The organism is Streptomyces sp. NPDC050504, assembly GCF_044458065.1.
In the GTDB taxonomy this organism is placed as follows: domain Bacteria; phylum Actinomycetota; class Actinomycetes; order Streptomycetales; family Streptomycetaceae; genus Streptomyces.
Window position 1 is genome coordinate 1 of sequence record NZ_JBITHO010000006.1, and the last position, 14,147, is coordinate 14,147.

The window sequence follows — 14,147 nt, forward strand, 5'->3', positions numbered from 1 at the left end:
GCCGTTTCTCATGAACATCTGCCGAGGTTCGGACTCTCCCTCGCCTCCCAAACCGATGGACAAACGCTGCCGATGGAAGTGAACAAAGCCAGGCAACCGTTCAACGCCACCCCGTCACGTCTGTGAGAGGTACGGAGGAAGAACCATGTTGATGGCGCACCCGGCTGTGCTGGCCGATCTCGTGGAGCGGTACGAGACACTGAGCGTCCTGTACGCCAAGAGCGGCACGGAGAAGACGCGGCGGCGGATGGAGGACGTCGCCTACACGCTGTGCGTGACCACTGGCACCCGGCACGTCGAGGCGGCATTGGCCGCCGCGCGCGACCGGCTGCCGGGCGCTCTCGCCCAGGGCGACCCGCTCCTCACCGTCCCGCCGCGCCACGACGTGATCGGCTGACGAGGAGTCGACCGGTTCCTCCGTGGAACCAACGCGTGTGGGCGCGGGAAGGACCCCCACTCGGCGGGACGAGCCGAGTGAGGGTCAGGGGAAGGCACGGGCGCCGTCCGGCATCAGAGGGCACCCAACCATGCGGGTTGACCTCGCGACCGGGCCCGTCCTTGCGGCAGGGCCGACTCGCGGTCGGCAACGCGTGCCGCGCGAGGGCCCACCGGTGGAAGGGTCATGAAGGGTAGTTGGCCTGTTTGAGCAGGCGGGCCAGGTGGGCGGTGTTCGCGGCCAGGGTGGCCGTGGTGGCCGCGGTCTTCTCCGGGGTCGCGGCGAGTTCCTGGTAGTCCGTCCCTTGCATGGCCTCGCCCACCCAGTAGGTGACCGCGTTCGCGGGCAGGGTGAAACCCACGTCGTTGAGTCCCTGGTAGACCTCGGCACTGACGTGGTGGGCGCCGTCCTCGTTGCCCACGACGCAGACGCCCGCGACCTTGCCGTAGGTCAGCATGCGGCCCTGGGCGTCGGACTGGGAGAGCTCGGCGTCCAGGCGTTCGAGGACGCGCTGGGCGACACTCGAAGGGTGGCCGAGCCAGATCGGGGTGGACAGGATCAGGATGTCCGCGTGCAGGACGTCCTCCCGGATCTGCGGCCAGGCGTCGCCGTCCCCCATGTCGATCTCCACGCCAGGCTTGACGTCGTGGTCGACGATCCGGACGAGCCGTCCCTCGACACCGTTTTCGTCCAGTGCCTTCAGGGTCTGCTCGGCCAAGAGGTAGGAGCTGGAGGGCTTCGGCGAAGAGCCGGCCGGCCCGGCTGAAGGCGAGAGCGTGCACACCAGAGCGAGCGCGCGCAGGGGCATGGAGGGAGAGGAAGGGGTGCCGTCTGAGGCCCGTGTCGTATCCATGTCCGTCCGGGTGCCCGATTCCGCTCTGCTCATTTCTGCTCGTTGCGTGCGGTCCCGCTCCGACGCCCCCCTTTCCTGCCTCAGGACGGCCGGGTTAGGCGGCCCAGACGCCGGGGTACCCGGGGCGGCCGGTGCGAAGCCGTGCGGCTGCGGGCGGTCCGCGGCGGCGAGGGCCCAGGGAGGAAGGCATGGAGACTTCGGTGGACCGCGTCGCGCAGCCGTGGGGCGGACGCACCCCCTACGAGCGCCACCGCCCGTGGCCCGTACGCGTGGACTCCTTCCTGGCGGCGGGCGTCGCGCCCGAGGCAGTGCAGCGTTGGGTGCGGGCGGCGTCGGTCCTGCACTCGGACGGGGACGCGATGGACGTCGCCGTCGTCGACGGGCGCATGGTGGGCGTACGCGGCCGGGCGGGCGACCGGGTCAACCACGGCCGCCTGGGTCCCAAGGACCTCTTCGGGTGGCAGGCGGGCTCCTCGCCCGACCGGCTGACGCGGCCGCTCGTCCGCCGGGACGGGCAGCTGGCGGAGTGCGACTGGGACACCGCGATGGGCGCGGTCGTCGCCCGGTCGCGGGAACTGCTGGCGCGGCACGGCCCGGAGGCGATCGGCTTCTACACCAGCGGACAGCTGTATCTGGAGGAGTACTACACCCTCGCGGTCCTGGCCAGGGCCGGGGTGGGCACCTACCACCTGGACGGCAACACCCGGCTGTGCACGTCCACCGCCGCCGAGGCGCTGAAGCAGTCCTTCGGCTGCGACGGACAGCCGGGCAGTTACGACGACATCGACCACGCCGACGCGATCGCGTTCTTCGGACACAACATCGCCGAGAGCCAGCCCGTGCAGTGGATGCGCGTGCTCGACCGGCTGGAGGGCGGGTCGCCGCCCCGGCTGCTGTGCGTCGACCCCCGCCCCACCCCGGTCGCCCGCGGGTCCGCCGTACACCTGGCGCCGCGGCTCGGAACCAACGTCGCCCTGCTCAACGCCCTGCTCAACGAGATCATCCGGACCGACCGCGTGGACCACGACTACGTCGCGGCGCGCACCGTGGGCTTCGACGCCCTGGCCGCCCGCGTACGGAACTGCACCCCCCGGTGGGCAGCCGACGTCTGCGGCGTACCGGCCGCCCGCATCGAGGAGGCGGCCGAACTCCTCGGCGACGCGGAAGCGTTGCTGTCCACCGTGCTCCAGGGGGTCTACCAGTCCCACCAGGCCACGGCCGCCGCGGTCCAGATCAACAACCTCCACCTGATCCGCGGCATGCTCGGCCGTCCCGGGGCCGGAGTGCTCCAGATGAACGGGCAGCCCACCGCGCAGAACACCCGGGAGTGCGGGGCCGACGGCGACCTCCCAGGCTTCCGCAACTGGCAGAACGAGCGCCACGTCGCCGACCTGGCACGGGTGTGGAACGTTGCCCCGGAGGCGATTCCGCACGACGGCCCGCCCACCCACGCCATGGAGATGTTCCGCCTCGCCGAACAGGGGACGATCCGCATGCTGTGGATCAGCGGCACCAACCCCGCGGTGTCCCTGCCCGAGCTGTCCCGGATCCGCTCGGTCCTCTCCCGCGAGGACCTCTTCGTCGTCGTCCAGGACCTGTTCCCGACCGAGAGCGCCCGACTCGCCGACGTGGTCCTGCCCGCGGCGACGTGGGGCGAGAAGACCGGCGTCTTCACCAACGCCGACCGTACGGTCCACCTCTCGGAGAAGGCGGTGGAGCCGCCCGGCGAGGCACGCCCCGACCTGGACGTCTTCCTGGACTACGCGGCCCGCATGGACTTCCGGGACAAGGAGGGCGGCCCGCTGGTCACGTGGCACGACGCCGAGTCGGCGTTCGAAGCGTGGAAGCGGTGCAGCGCCGGCCGACCGTGCGACTACACCAGCCTCACGTACGCGAAGCTGCGCGGCGACGGCGGGATCCAGTGGCCGTGCGACGACCGGGCGCCCGAGGGGACGGCGCGGCTGTACGCGGCCGGCTTCGACTGGGCCCGCCCCGACTCCTGCGAGTCCTACGGCAAGGACCTGGCCACGGGAGAGGCGGACGACGAGGCCGGGTATCGCCTGCTCAACCCCCACGGCAAGGCGATGATCAAGTCGGCCGCCTACCAGCCGCCCGCCGAGGAGCCCGACGAGGAGTACCCCTTCCAGCTCACCACGGGCCGGACCCTGTACCACTTCCACACCCGCACCAAGACAGCGCGGGCGCCCCAGCTGGACGCTGCCGCACCCGACGTGTGGGTGGAGGCGTCCGTCCACGACGCGGCCGCCCTCGGGCTCGACGAGGGCGACGTGGTGGAAGTGCGTACGCCCAGGGGCGCCGTGCGGGGGCGGCTGCGCGTCACCGACATCCGGCGGGGTCTGCTGTTCCTGCCCTTCCACTACGGCTACTGGGACACCAAGGACGGCGACGCCCCGGGGGACGGAACGCCCGGACGCGCCGCGAACGAGCTGACGGCCACCGTGTGGGACCCCGTCTCCCACCAGCCCCTGTTCAAGACCGCGGCTGCCGCGCTCCGACTGGTCGAACGGGCCGACGGCCACTGCGCACCGGCACCGACCACCACGGCGTCCGCCCCCGCGCGCCCGGGTACCGTCCCTCCGACGCGAGGCGGGGCGGACGCGCGTGCGGCGCAGGACACCGGTTGAGGGCGTGCTGGAGCACGTCTCCCGGCCCCTGCGGTCACCGCGTGTCCCTCCCCCGCAATCACCTCACCGACCGTGAAGCCGGAGTCGGCGTTCAGCTCAAGGAAGTGGTGTGCCGCCGGTGGCGTTGAGGATTTCCGCGGTGATGAAGCTGGCGCGACTGGAGGCGAGGAAGACGTAGGCGGGTGCCATTTCAGCGGGTTGGGCGGGTCGTCCGAGCGGTGCTTGCTTGCCGAATTCCGTGGTGTCGGGGAGCGTCGCGGGGATCAGCGGCGTCCAGACGGGGCCGGGTGCGACCGCGTTCACGCGGATTCCGTCGTCGACGAGCATCTGGGCGAGGCCCTGGGTGAAGGTGACGATGGCGCCTTTGGTCATGGCGTAGTCGAGGAGGTGCGGGCTTGGTTTGTAGGCCTGTACCGAAGTGGTGTTGATGATCGACCCGCCTGCCGGAATGTGGGGTACGGCGGTTTTGCACAGCCAGAACATCGCGTAGAGGTTGGTACGGACGACACGGTCGAACTGCTCGGTGGTGATGGCGCCGATCCCGTCCGGCTGGGACATCTGGTAGGCGGCGTTGTTGACCAGGACATCGATGTGGTCGAACTCCTCGACAGCTCGCCCTACCACCGCGGCGCACGCTTCTTCTTCGCGGAGGTCACATGCGACGGCGATCGCGGTACGCCCGGCGTCTTCGATCAGGCATGCGGTTTCGCGGGCTTCGTCTGCTTCTTCGGGGAGGTGGGTGAAGAGGACGTCGGCTCCCTCACGGGCGAAGGCGAGGGCCACGGCTCGGCCGATGCCCGAGTCGCCCCCGGTCAGAATCGCCTTGCGGTCCTTGAGGAGACCGGTGCCTCGGTAGGAGTCCTCGCCGTGGTCGGGCCGCGGGTCCATGGGACCGGTCCAGCCCGGGGCTTCCTGGTCCTGCTGGAGAAAGTCGGGGCGGGGGTGGGCGGTCTTCGGGTCCTGCGGGCCGCGGTTGTCGTTCATGGCGGTGGTTCTCCTTCCTCGGCGGTCGGGCACGGTCATGGGGCCCGCAGCGCGCTTTCTCCGCGACGCCAGGCGTTCAGGAGGCGGACCGCCAAACGGTGTTCGAGGTGACCGGTGGCGCGGATGCCGAAGGCCACGTCGGGGTCGAGTGCCGGTTCCGCGGCCAGCAGGCCCCCGACGACCTCGCGGCGCACCACCTGTTCGTGGACCGCGTACGCCTCCACGTGCTCGTCGTAGAACCGCTGGGCGGCCGGCCCGGCGCCGATCCGGTGCAACGCGGCGGCGAGCCGTCGAGAACCGGGCGGGGACGTGATCTCCACGGCCGCGAAGTGCCCGACCAGGGCGCCGCGCAGCGACCGGTGCAGCCCCAGCAGCGACATGAGGTTCACGGTCGCGAGCGCTTCGGCGGGGGCCTCTTCGAGGTAGTGCCCGTAGGCGGTCTCCAATCCCAGGTCGGCCATCAGCTCGGCGAAGAGGCGGGCGTGGACGTCTTCGGCCCGGCCCGCCCCGAACTCGTCGTACTCGATCGCCGCCATCGCCGCCTTGGCCCGACCGTGCAGGCGGGGAAGGACCCACGCGTGGGGGTCGGCCTCCTTCAGGTGGTACAGGGAGCGCAGCGCCGCGTACTCCTTGAGCTGCCACGGTTCACCCTCGCGCTCCAGGTGGTGGCTGACGCTCGACGCGTCGGGTCCCACGGGCTCGTACAGCAGGGCCTCCAGCGCTTCCTCCGTGTCCGGGCCCGGTGGTACGTCAGTGCGCAGGGCTTCCAGGAAGCGCTGTTCGAGGGCACGCCGCAGGGCGAGCAGGCCGGGGTCCCACTCTTTCTCGTCGTCGACGCCGTCGAACCCCTGGTAGTGCAGTTCGTAGAGCAGGTAGAGGGCCAGTTGCAGGTCTTCGCCGTACGGGTCAGCGGTCCGCGCCCACTCCCCTGCCTGCGTGACGGAGGCGTCGTAAAGGAGCGCTGCGGCGAGCACGGCCGTGATGCCGCCCCGGGGCAAGGGGAGCCCGGGGGCGTGGGTCCGGGGTTCCGTCAGGGCCACGGCCGCACCTCCCCCGCGCCAGGTCCTGGAGTCCGCGCCGGGTTGTCGGGCACGGTCCGGCGGCGGTGGCTGGTGTCGCACCACGGGTAGGTACGGCTGCGGCGGCAGGTGCAGACCGCGACCGTGAAGCGCCGCGACGTGTGGACGGTGCCGTCGGCGTCGACCACTTCGACCGGCCCTTCGATCAGGAGGGGCCCGTCGCGGTCGACGGTGATCCGGCGGGGGCGTTCAGCGGAATTCGGCACGGACGACCACCAGTTCTTCGAGGCCCTCGTCGCCCACCATGCCCTGGCGGCGCAGCCACGCGCGGCGTGAGCGCAGGACAGGACCGAAGGGGACGAGGGTCCGGTCGGTGACCTCGGCGGTCATGCCGAGGTCGTCGAGGCGTTCAAACGTGGCGTCTACCCCGCAGAGTCCCGAGTGCACCATCAACAGCGTGCCGTGCGGGCGCAGCATGCGGGGTGCGGCGTCGCAGACGCGGTCCACGACCGTGCGCCCCGCGGGCCCGCCGTCCCAGGCGCGCGCCGCACCACGCCGGGGAAGGAGTGCGGACGATGCCGGTACGTAGGGCGGGTTGCTGATCACCAGGTCGTACACCTGTCCGGGCACCGCGGCCGTGAGGTCGCCCCGCCGCACCGCGATCCGCCGACCGTCGAGCAGGGCGTTGACCCGCGCTGTGAGCACGGCCCGGCGCGTGATGTCGACGGCCGTGACGCGCGCGCCCAGCCGCGCGGCCGCCAGGGCGAGGACGCCGGAGCCCGTTCCCAGGTCAAGGACCGTGGTGCCGGCGCCGATGTCCTCCCGGGCGAGGGCCTCGGTAAGGAGCAGGGTGTCGTGCTGCGGCCGGTAGACGCCTGGAGGCGCGAAGAGGAGCGACGGCCCCCTCGCCGGGGCCTGAGGCGGCGTTCGCGCTTGGATGGTCATGCAGCATGTCCCGTCGGTCGGTGTCTCGGAAGCGCCTGCCTCCTTCCCCCTCTCGGACAGCCCCTGGCGCGCCACCGCTTGGTCAATCGCAGATGGGGATCCTTGAAGAACTGGGGTGTCTGAAACTGAGGTTCCCTACTGGTGCCCCGGCTTTCGCACCTCACACCTGCGGAGCGGTTTGGAAGGTCACGGCGGCGGGCTGCCCGGCACGCCCCGAGAAGCCGTACCAATGCCTGGTCAAGGGGGCGTGCGGGTGCGCACGTTGTTCACTCTGTACTTGCTGACGGTGGTCGGCGGCCTCGCGTGCTGCACGTACCTGGGGCTGATGCACCGATGAGCAGGGTCCGGTGCTTACGGCCCGGCCCGGGAAACGGCATGGCCCGGTCGGCCGGGTTCGTCGCGCACGGCGCTTCTCTCCGGCCGGTACGCGTGCGCATGCCATGTATGTACAGGGCACCGCATCGACGGGCGTGCCGGTGCAGGACGGCATGACGGCATGACGGCATGACGGCATGACGGGCAGTCGCCGACAGCCCGGTAGGACACCAAGTGTCTCCCGGCCGAGCACGCTGGTGGACGCACGCCCCTGGCTTAGGGCCACACTCGCCCAGGTCAAGGCCGTCGAACGCGACGATCCCGCCCACGGCAACGCGTTCAAGGCATACGCGGGGCCCACCATCACCGGTGAGATCGAGCGTTACGTCCGCGACCACTCCTGAGCAGTGCACATCCCGCACCGGGTACAGAACTTGCGCGGCCAAGTCCGCGAAGCACAGCGGGAACTGGACAGATCCCCCGTTGTCCCGGACCCCGAGAGCGCGAGCAAGCACGGAGCGGGACAGGAGACTTCGGCCCGGCGGGTCCAGGCGTACGGCCATCGGGAAGCGACCACAGCAGTCGTACGTACCTTCTCGTCTCCGGGGGGCCGCCGGGCCGGGCACGAAGCGCCGCTGTGCCCGTCACCTGCTGCAGGCCCTTCCACCCGTGCCCCTTCAGAGCGGGACCCGGAGGTGATCCCGCCAGGGGGGCACGGTGGCTCTACGGACCCAGGGCCTCGGTGCACATGTCGGGCAGGGGCCGACCGGCGGCGAACGCTTGCTCCCACAGCAGGGACAGTGCCTGGTCAGAGGGATCCGGTCGCGTACGGGGAGGACGCCGACCGTCTGGTGAGCGTGTCCCCCGTGGGCATTGGAGCAGCGCGTCCGGGCCGTGGGTACCCCTCATAGCCATCCTCCGTTCCCGCGGACAGATCCAGGGACGGGTCGGGGGCTGTGCGAACGGCCGACGGTGGAGCGAACCTTCAGGTGTGAACGGCCCGTACGCGGACAAGCGCCTTGCGTGGAGACCTCTACTTCTACAGCTGCGCTTGGGAGGTGCGTGGTGTCGGCTGCCCACGGCACGAGCGGGAAGAGCACGGCAGAGCGGGTGAAGGAGCTGGAGAACGAGGTCCTCCAGCTGAAGAAAGCCCTCTTATCCCGCGCGGTCATCGACCAGGCCGTCGGGATCGTCGTCGCGACCGGCGCCATGCCCCCGGACGAGGCATGGGACGTACTGCGCGAGACCTCGATGCGCACCAACACCAAACTCCGCGTCCTGGCCGAACAACTCGTCGCCTGGGCCCACCACTCCCGCGACCTGGACCCCGCCCTGCACCAGGAGCTCAACCGCCGCTTGGCGCCCCGCCACCGCGACACCACGCACGGCGAACCCCCTGCCTAACGGAATGGGCTGCCGCCCCGCTCTCCGGCCCGCATCCGGCCGAAGAGCGGAGGGCGGGCTCACTGCCGAACCCTTCCGGAACAAGCTCGGCAACCCGCCGGGACCGGGTAACCCGACTACGCCGTACGTAACTTCCCCAAGGCCAGTCGCACGGTGAGCAGCCCCTGGCCGGGTCCGCAGACGTTGCCGGAGCCAGCCCTGTCGGGCTGAAGGGCAGCCGGAGGCCCATGGCGGACCGCGCGCCGGACTGCTGCGGCCCTTGACCGGGCGGCAGGCGCTGCTGCTCGTACAGGTAAAACTCCTTGGTCTTCTCTCCGCTTCCAGTACCACAACGCCGAAGTCGTGAGGTGCGGTCTAGTTTTCGAGGCTGAGGCGGCCGGCGAGGATGTCGCGGGCCACGTCCCGCAGGGTGCGGTTGTGGTGCCAGGCGTGAGCGCGCAGCCGCAGGAGTGCCTGGTCGACGGAGAGGTGGAGGCGGACGCTCAGGTAGCCGGCGGCCTGGTGGACTTCGGCGCGGTGCAGGTCGAGGCTGGCGGGAGTGGTGTGGAGGAGGAGGTCCAGGGCGATGCGGGCGAAGCGGTTGATGTCGTGTCTCTGACCGGGCGGGAAGGGTCCGGGGTCGGTGCGGTAGCCGGTGAGGATGCCTGGGGTTGCCACGCCCATGCGCAGCGGTGTGGTGATCACGGCGCGGGCGGGGGTGCGGGCTGCGGCCGGGGTGAAGGCGGGCCAGCGGGCCTGGGGTTCGGTGGCCAGGTCGGGGACGGTGATGGTGCGTCCGGTGCGCAGGGCGTCCCAGTTGGGTCCCTCGCCCAGGGTCGTCTGCAGATCGTCCAGAGCAGGGCCGAGCGGGTTGGCGGGGTCGAACCAGAGCAGTTCCAGGTCTCCCCGGGCCGAGCGCAGGCTCAGGGTCAGGGCCTGCAGATCCAGCAGGGGCGCGAGGGCCGCGGCCGGGGCGGCGGACAGGTCCTGGCCCGCCAGGACCGCACGGTGCAGGCGGGCCAAGCAGCCGGGGAGATCTTCGTGGCCTGGCATCACCCACCACCTGGCACAGAAGTGGTGAAGGCCGGTGCGGTACGCGGACCGGCGGGCGCGGGGCGCGGGGCGGCGCCGTCCAGGAGCGATGTCGCGAGATGCGGGCGGAAGACTGCAGCCAGCAGGCCCGTGGGGGTGCGCGGGTGCTTCACCGGGTGGGGTCCAGTTCAGCCGGCGTGTTTCCCCGGGCGATCTGGGTGGCCAGGTCTGTGATCTTCTGCTGCCGGGAACGAGCGTGGGCGCGCAGCAGGGTGAACGCTTCGTCCATTCCGGTGCCCAGGCGGGCGGCGAGGACGCCCTTGGCCTGTTCGATGACGATGCGGCTGTCCAGAGCGGTCTGCAGCTGGGCGATGGCCTTCTGTTTGTCGGCCAGTTCGTGGCGGTGAGACAGGGCGACCGCGGTGACGTCCGCGAGCGTCTGGGCAAGGCGCAGATCGTGCGCGGTGACGTAGGGCGGGTGGGTCATGAACAGGTTGAGGGCGCCGAGCTGGAGGTGCGGCAGGCGCAGGCTGACCGCGGCCGCCGCGGTGACGCCCAGGCGGCGGGCAAGGGGAGCGAAGCGCGGCCAGCGCTCCTGGCCGACCCCGGACAGCGGGGTCAGGGGCAGCGGCCGCTGGGAACGGGAGCTGTCCAGGCAGGGGCCCTCGTCCAGGTCGAATTGTATTTCCACCAGCTCGCGGCAGCGTTCGTCCGAGGCGGTGGCATAGAGGACATGGTCCTCGCCGTTCACGGGATCCAGGACGGTAATACCGCTCCAGCGCACCGGCAGCAGGGCACACGCGTGGGCGGTCAGGTCGTGCAGCAGTTCCAGGGGATCGAAGTCGGCCGGGCGGTGGACCAGGCCGAAGACGGCCTCGGCAATGGCCAGTTCACGGGAAGTGGTGGGCATGGGAGCCTGCCGATCGGCTGGCTCCCGGCTCCGAAACAGCAGCGGGGACCGGGGTGCGTCCGAAGACGGGAGGAATGGGCCGGCCCTTTGGCCGGGGGTCACGCCCGCTGACGGGAAACACGCTGCTCGCCTCAATTCCGGGACAGCCCGTCCAAGCCGTAGCCCTCTCCGGCTCCACCCGGCGGCACGGCCCTTACGGTACGCACACCGCCTACCCCCCAACCGCATCCCCACACCAGGCCCACGGCAGCGCTCCGGCACGGTCACGGCACTGCCGGCTCCGGACGGCTTCACGCGTCCGGGCGACGAGATCCTTGTGCCGCGCTGTCGGGGCTCTTCCGATATGCCAGTGATTCAGAGTCCGCCGAGACCGGGCGGGTCGAAGTTGATCACGGGTGGAGGCTCCTCACGAGGCTCATCGCGGTCGGGTGGTGGTGCCGGGACCAGGGCGAGGGGGTGGTGGTCGGGAAGCGCGTCCAGCCCGCGCCTGGCGATGAGCCGCGTCTGCGCTTCCTCGGGGTCGAGTTCGGCATTCCACAGAGCTCGTAAGGCGGCTTCGCCTTCGTCGGTGGTCCCCCATTCCTCCGGGGGCCGTGATCGGACGCGCCATACGGCCAGGGCGAGAAGGGCCGTGACGTGCAGCGCGAGCGGCGGCCAGGCGCCGGAGACGACGGCCACCGCCCCTCCCAGCGTCACAAGGGCTCCGAGCAGACAGCCCCTGAGCCGGTGCGCGGCCCGCCGCCGCGCGCGCCAGGCCGTGGCTTGTGACGAGTCCGCCGGAACTCCGGCAGGCAGTCCGCGCTCGCGCAGCAGGCCGTCGGCCACAAGCCGTCGGTGCATGGGCTGGAGCGGGGAACGGTCCCTGTCGATCAGACAGATGTAGGAGGCGAGGCTGCCTTTTTGCTGGACGAGCAGGTCCAGAACCATGGCCTCGATGTCATCTTGGGGAACGGGGTCATTGACCTCGAAATAATATTTGGCGTGCTCTTTGCCGACGAGGGCCAGTCGTCGCTGTGTGTGCATCCGCACGAGAGCAACGGCCAAGGTGTTGCCGGTTCCGTAGTGGTGATTGAGATAGGCGTATTCGTAGAAGGTCACTCCTTCGTCCGGTTCGCGGACGGGATCCGCGGTGGCAGCGAGCTCCTTCCAGCGGATCTCCTCCACGTGCCAGGACCACAACACCACTGCTGTCGACAGTGCTGTCAGTACGAGGCCGGACACAGTGCCGGGCCAACTCCCGATCATTTCAATCTCGCCCCCCATGAAGCCAGTCATGACCGGTTTACTGGTATACCAGCACTGCTGGTCCGTCACCCCGTTCTGTCCTGTATCGGCTGGGAAGGGGACGGGGCGCAGCGCGTTGCGTGACCGCGGAAGGACTGGCCGTACAAGAGGGGCACTGCATCGGCCCGACGGCCGTTACGGGCGGAGCCCCGCGCCAGGCGTGAGCTCGGGCCGCCGTGGGTACGAGGCGGGTGTCGCTGGGTGGGCCAGCCGAGGGGGGTGAGCCGTGGGCCGGGCGGTACCGCGCAAGGTGACGGCACTCGCCGAAGAGCACGGGTTGGGTGAACTCGTAGGCGCCGACCGGTGCGTCCCGCTGGGGGTCTGGCTCGCCGGTGGGATCACGGCGCCTTTCTGGCTGCTTCTGCCGGTCGTCGTGCTAGCGCGCCTGTGGCTGGGCGACTGGGACGAGCGCACCGCCTGGCTGGCCCTGGTGGCGCCGCTCCTCGCTGCCCTGTTCGTCTGCGGGCACCGGTTCGGCTGGCGTCGCGGGGTGCTGTACCGGTTCGACAGGGGAATCGTGCTGTACGGGTTCCGGTCGGTCCGCGCGTACACCTGGGCCGAACTGACGACTCGGACGCACGCGTACCGGACGAACGAAGGAGACCGGTTCGAGCACGAGGTGCGGCGCGAGGAGCTCGAACTGCGCGCCCTCGACGGCGAATCCGTCTTCGCCTACGACCGCTTTCCGACCGAGGTACGGGACCTGGTCCTTTCGGCACACGAGCCGCAGGACGCGCTCCCGGCCGTGGGCGGGAACGGGCCGCAGGAACCGGAAATCCACGCCCAAACGGCTCGGGGCACGCCGTCACACACACCGAGAGTGATGTGAGGAACTGCCACGACGCTGGGCCACGCAGATCAGCTTGCTACCCGGATGGTCCGTCGGTGCCCTGACCGCCCCCGATCACCTGCCGCTGAGGTGCTCGCGGACGGCGGCGACGAAGTCGTCCAGATCCTTCGGGGTACGCGAAGTGATGAGCGGATAGCCGCCCGCCCGGTCCACCACCACCGGTTCGTCCACCCACGCCTTGGCGCCCGCGTTGGTGACGTCGGTGCGCAGGGACGGGTAGGAGGTGAGGGTCTTGCCCCTCAGCACGTCCGCCTCGACCAGCGCCCAGGGGCCGTGGCAGATGGCGGCGACGGGGCGACCGCCAGCCGCGAACGCCTTCACGGCATCGACGGCGGCTGCCTGCAGGCGCATTTGGTCGGCATTGAGGGTGCCGCCGGGGAGAAGCAGCAGGTCGTGCGGGGGCGCGCCCAGGGCCTCGAAGGTGACGTCTGGGGCCACGCTCTCGCCCGGTTCCTTGTCGCCTCGCAGCGTCTGAACTGCGTCCGCACTGACTGCGGCGACGGTGACGGCGGCACCGTCTTCACGTAACTTCCGCAGTGGCACGAGGAGTTCGTCCTGCTCGACGCCATAGTTGGTGACCAGGGCCAGGACGCTGCGGCCCTCAAGTCGTCGGTCGGTCATGAGTTCGACCTTTCCGTACGGGCTGTGTGGGGCGGGCGGAGGCCGGTCATCCGTCCGCCGGGTAAGGGTGTTCTTTCAGGAACTCGGCAAGATGGACGGTGTTGACGGCGCGTGTGTGCGTGGTGCCCGTGGACAGATCCCGCACCAGGTCGGCGAAGGGACGGGCGTGGATCTCCTCGCCCCGGCGGCACCGACCGTTGCCGGTCAAGGCTCCTGGGGTGGCGGCGGTCCGCGCGGGTCGGAGATGACCAGCGCATTGAAAGCGGCCTCTTCCGCACTCGCGCCTGCTCCAGCAGCTGGGCGGGCGTGCACTCCTCACCAACCAGGAGATGCCCGAAACGCGTCATGACCTGCTCCTCATTGCTCCCTCGCGCACGGCACCGAAGCCCGCTCTCCCGTGTGCCTCGTGGGATTGCAGCTCGATCCGTGCTCGGTATGCGCGGGGTGCGCGGCCGCCTCCTCGGCACGGACGCCCTTCTCTGCCTGTGCCCCTGTCCAGGAACACCGCACGAGTCCCTTCGAAGGCTCCGCGTACCCGAAGGAGGCACTCCAAAGCCCCGCTGTTCCGATGCGCCGCCGCCCGTTGCGGCGTGGGCGACTTCGCGGGCGGGATCCAGTCCGCCGCTTCCTTTCGCCACTGTCACCGCCCTTGGACAGTTCAGCGGACCGCTGTACGCCGTCATGGCGAGATCTGTCCCGCGTCGACAGCGGGCTCGCCATGCTGTGGCTCAACCGGGGAGTGAGCCGTGGATCGATGAGCGCGGTGACGTCCGTGACTCTGTCCGTGACGGCCGGAGTGCTCGTCCCCGGCGGTCGGCCCAGCCCTCTGGTGCGGATGGGGCATTGCCGTGGCCGCGCTGTGGTCGGTGT

At 70.6% G+C, this 14,147-nt stretch carries 15 protein-coding genes; 5 read left to right on the forward strand and 10 right to left on the reverse strand.

Features of this window, described 5'->3' with window-relative positions; all coding sequences use genetic code 11:
- Positions 1-145 precede the first annotated feature (145 nt).
- The gene (locus tag ACIBNE_RS22785; protein WP_399274291.1) at positions 146-397 is read left to right on the forward strand and encodes a DUF5133 domain-containing protein; all 252 of its coding nucleotides are present in this window, start codon (positions 146-148) and stop codon (positions 395-397) included.
- A gap of 223 nt (positions 398-620) precedes the next feature.
- Here ACIBNE_RS22785 and ACIBNE_RS22790 read toward each other — a convergent pair whose 3' ends face one another.
- A complete protein-coding gene (locus ACIBNE_RS22790) occupies positions 621-1,289 on the reverse strand; it encodes a flavodoxin family protein (RefSeq protein ID WP_399275405.1) in 669 nt (222 codons plus the stop codon).
- 188 nt (positions 1,290-1,477) lie between these two features.
- Here ACIBNE_RS22790 and ACIBNE_RS22795 point away from each other — a divergent pair, with 188 nt between their 5' ends.
- Complete coding sequence (locus tag ACIBNE_RS22795; protein ID WP_399274293.1) at positions 1,478-3,934, forward strand: molybdopterin oxidoreductase family protein; 2,457 nt, start codon at positions 1,478-1,480, stop codon at positions 3,932-3,934.
- A 96-nt stretch (positions 3,935-4,030) separates the two neighbouring features.
- On the opposite strand, the gene ACIBNE_RS22800 is transcribed toward ACIBNE_RS22795, so the two are convergent.
- From ACIBNE_RS22800 to ACIBNE_RS22815, 4 genes are read right to left on the reverse strand one after another with little or no spacing between them, the layout of a single operon-like run.
- A complete protein-coding gene (locus tag ACIBNE_RS22800; RefSeq protein ID WP_399274295.1) occupies positions 4,031-4,918 on the reverse strand; it encodes an SDR family oxidoreductase in 888 nt (295 codons plus the stop codon).
- Between the two features lie 35 nt (positions 4,919-4,953).
- Positions 4,954-5,952 (reverse strand): iron-containing redox enzyme family protein, encoded by a 999-nt coding sequence (locus tag ACIBNE_RS22805; RefSeq protein WP_399275407.1) that lies wholly within the window; start codon positions 5,950-5,952, stop codon positions 4,954-4,956.
- Complete coding sequence (locus ACIBNE_RS22810; protein WP_399274297.1) at positions 5,949-6,203, reverse strand: CDGSH iron-sulfur domain-containing protein; 255 nt, start codon at positions 6,201-6,203, stop codon at positions 5,949-5,951. Before ACIBNE_RS22810 ends, ACIBNE_RS22805 begins: the two co-directional genes overlap by 4 nt.
- Positions 6,187-6,882: a HemK2/MTQ2 family protein methyltransferase gene (locus ACIBNE_RS22815; RefSeq protein WP_399274299.1), complete on the reverse strand. Its 696-nt coding sequence runs from the start codon at positions 6,880-6,882 to the stop codon at positions 6,187-6,189. Before ACIBNE_RS22815 ends, ACIBNE_RS22810 begins: the two co-directional genes overlap by 17 nt.
- Before the next feature lie 572 nt (positions 6,883-7,454).
- On the opposite strand from ACIBNE_RS22815, the gene ACIBNE_RS22820 reads away from it, so the two are divergent.
- Both ACIBNE_RS22820 and ACIBNE_RS22825 read left to right on the forward strand, forming a co-directional pair.
- Positions 7,455-7,601, forward strand: a complete 147-nt coding sequence (locus tag ACIBNE_RS22820; RefSeq protein WP_399274301.1) for a hypothetical protein — start codon at positions 7,455-7,457, stop codon at positions 7,599-7,601.
- A gap of 661 nt (positions 7,602-8,262) precedes the next feature.
- The gene (locus tag ACIBNE_RS22825; RefSeq protein ID WP_399274303.1) at positions 8,263-8,601 is read left to right on the forward strand and encodes an ANTAR domain-containing protein; all 339 of its coding nucleotides are present in this window, start codon (positions 8,263-8,265) and stop codon (positions 8,599-8,601) included.
- A 354-nt stretch (positions 8,602-8,955) separates the two neighbouring features.
- On the opposite strand, the gene ACIBNE_RS22830 is transcribed toward ACIBNE_RS22825, so the two are convergent.
- From ACIBNE_RS22830 to ACIBNE_RS22840, 3 genes are all read right to left on the reverse strand, one after another.
- Positions 8,956-9,633: an ANTAR domain-containing protein gene (locus ACIBNE_RS22830; protein ID WP_399274305.1), complete on the reverse strand. Its 678-nt coding sequence runs from the start codon at positions 9,631-9,633 to the stop codon at positions 8,956-8,958.
- Positions 9,634-9,781: 148 nt separating this feature from the next.
- Positions 9,782-10,522 (reverse strand): ANTAR domain-containing protein, encoded by a 741-nt coding sequence (locus ACIBNE_RS22835; protein WP_399274307.1) that lies wholly within the window; start codon positions 10,520-10,522, stop codon positions 9,782-9,784.
- A gap of 354 nt (positions 10,523-10,876) precedes the next feature.
- Positions 10,877-11,836: a hypothetical protein gene (locus ACIBNE_RS22840; RefSeq protein ID WP_399274309.1), complete on the reverse strand. Its 960-nt coding sequence runs from the start codon at positions 11,834-11,836 to the stop codon at positions 10,877-10,879.
- A 247-nt stretch (positions 11,837-12,083) separates the two neighbouring features.
- Here ACIBNE_RS22840 and ACIBNE_RS22845 point away from each other — a divergent pair, with 247 nt between their 5' ends.
- Positions 12,084-12,635: a hypothetical protein gene (locus ACIBNE_RS22845; protein WP_399274311.1), complete on the forward strand. Its 552-nt coding sequence runs from the start codon at positions 12,084-12,086 to the stop codon at positions 12,633-12,635.
- Positions 12,636-12,710: 75 nt separating this feature from the next.
- Here ACIBNE_RS22845 and ACIBNE_RS22850 read toward each other — a convergent pair whose 3' ends face one another.
- Both ACIBNE_RS22850 and ACIBNE_RS22855 read right to left on the reverse strand, forming a co-directional pair.
- Complete coding sequence (locus tag ACIBNE_RS22850; protein ID WP_399274312.1) at positions 12,711-13,277, reverse strand: DJ-1/PfpI/YhbO family deglycase/protease; 567 nt, start codon at positions 13,275-13,277, stop codon at positions 12,711-12,713.
- Positions 13,278-13,323: 46 nt separating this feature from the next.
- Entirely contained in the window at positions 13,324-13,485 is a 162-nt protein-coding gene (locus ACIBNE_RS22855) for a hypothetical protein (RefSeq protein WP_399274314.1), read from the reverse strand.
- Positions 13,486-14,147: the final 662 nt, after the last annotated feature.

Bases quoted from the DNA above. Each gene is read 5' to 3' on its own strand.
- ACIBNE_RS22785 (WP_399274291.1), top strand. From the start codon at position 146: ATGTTGATGGCGCACCCGGCTGTGCTGGCCGATCTCGTGGAGCGGTAC.
- ACIBNE_RS22790 (WP_399275405.1), bottom strand. From the start codon at position 1,289: ATGGATACGACACGGGCCTCAGACGGCACCCCTTCCTCTCCCTCCATG.
- ACIBNE_RS22795 (WP_399274293.1), top strand. From the start codon at position 1,478: ATGGAGACTTCGGTGGACCGCGTCGCGCAGCCGTGGGGCGGACGCACC.
- ACIBNE_RS22800 (WP_399274295.1), bottom strand. From the start codon at position 4,918: ATGAACGACAACCGCGGCCCGCAGGACCCGAAGACCGCCCACCCCCGC.
- ACIBNE_RS22815 (WP_399274299.1), bottom strand. From the start codon at position 6,882: ATGACCATCCAAGCGCGAACGCCGCCTCAGGCCCCGGCGAGGGGGCCG.
- ACIBNE_RS22830 (WP_399274305.1), bottom strand. From the start codon at position 9,633: ATGCCAGGCCACGAAGATCTCCCCGGCTGCTTGGCCCGCCTGCACCGT.
- ACIBNE_RS22835 (WP_399274307.1), bottom strand. From the start codon at position 10,522: ATGCCCACCACTTCCCGTGAACTGGCCATTGCCGAGGCCGTCTTCGGC.
- ACIBNE_RS22850 (WP_399274312.1), bottom strand. From the start codon at position 13,277: ATGACCGACCGACGACTTGAGGGCCGCAGCGTCCTGGCCCTGGTCACC.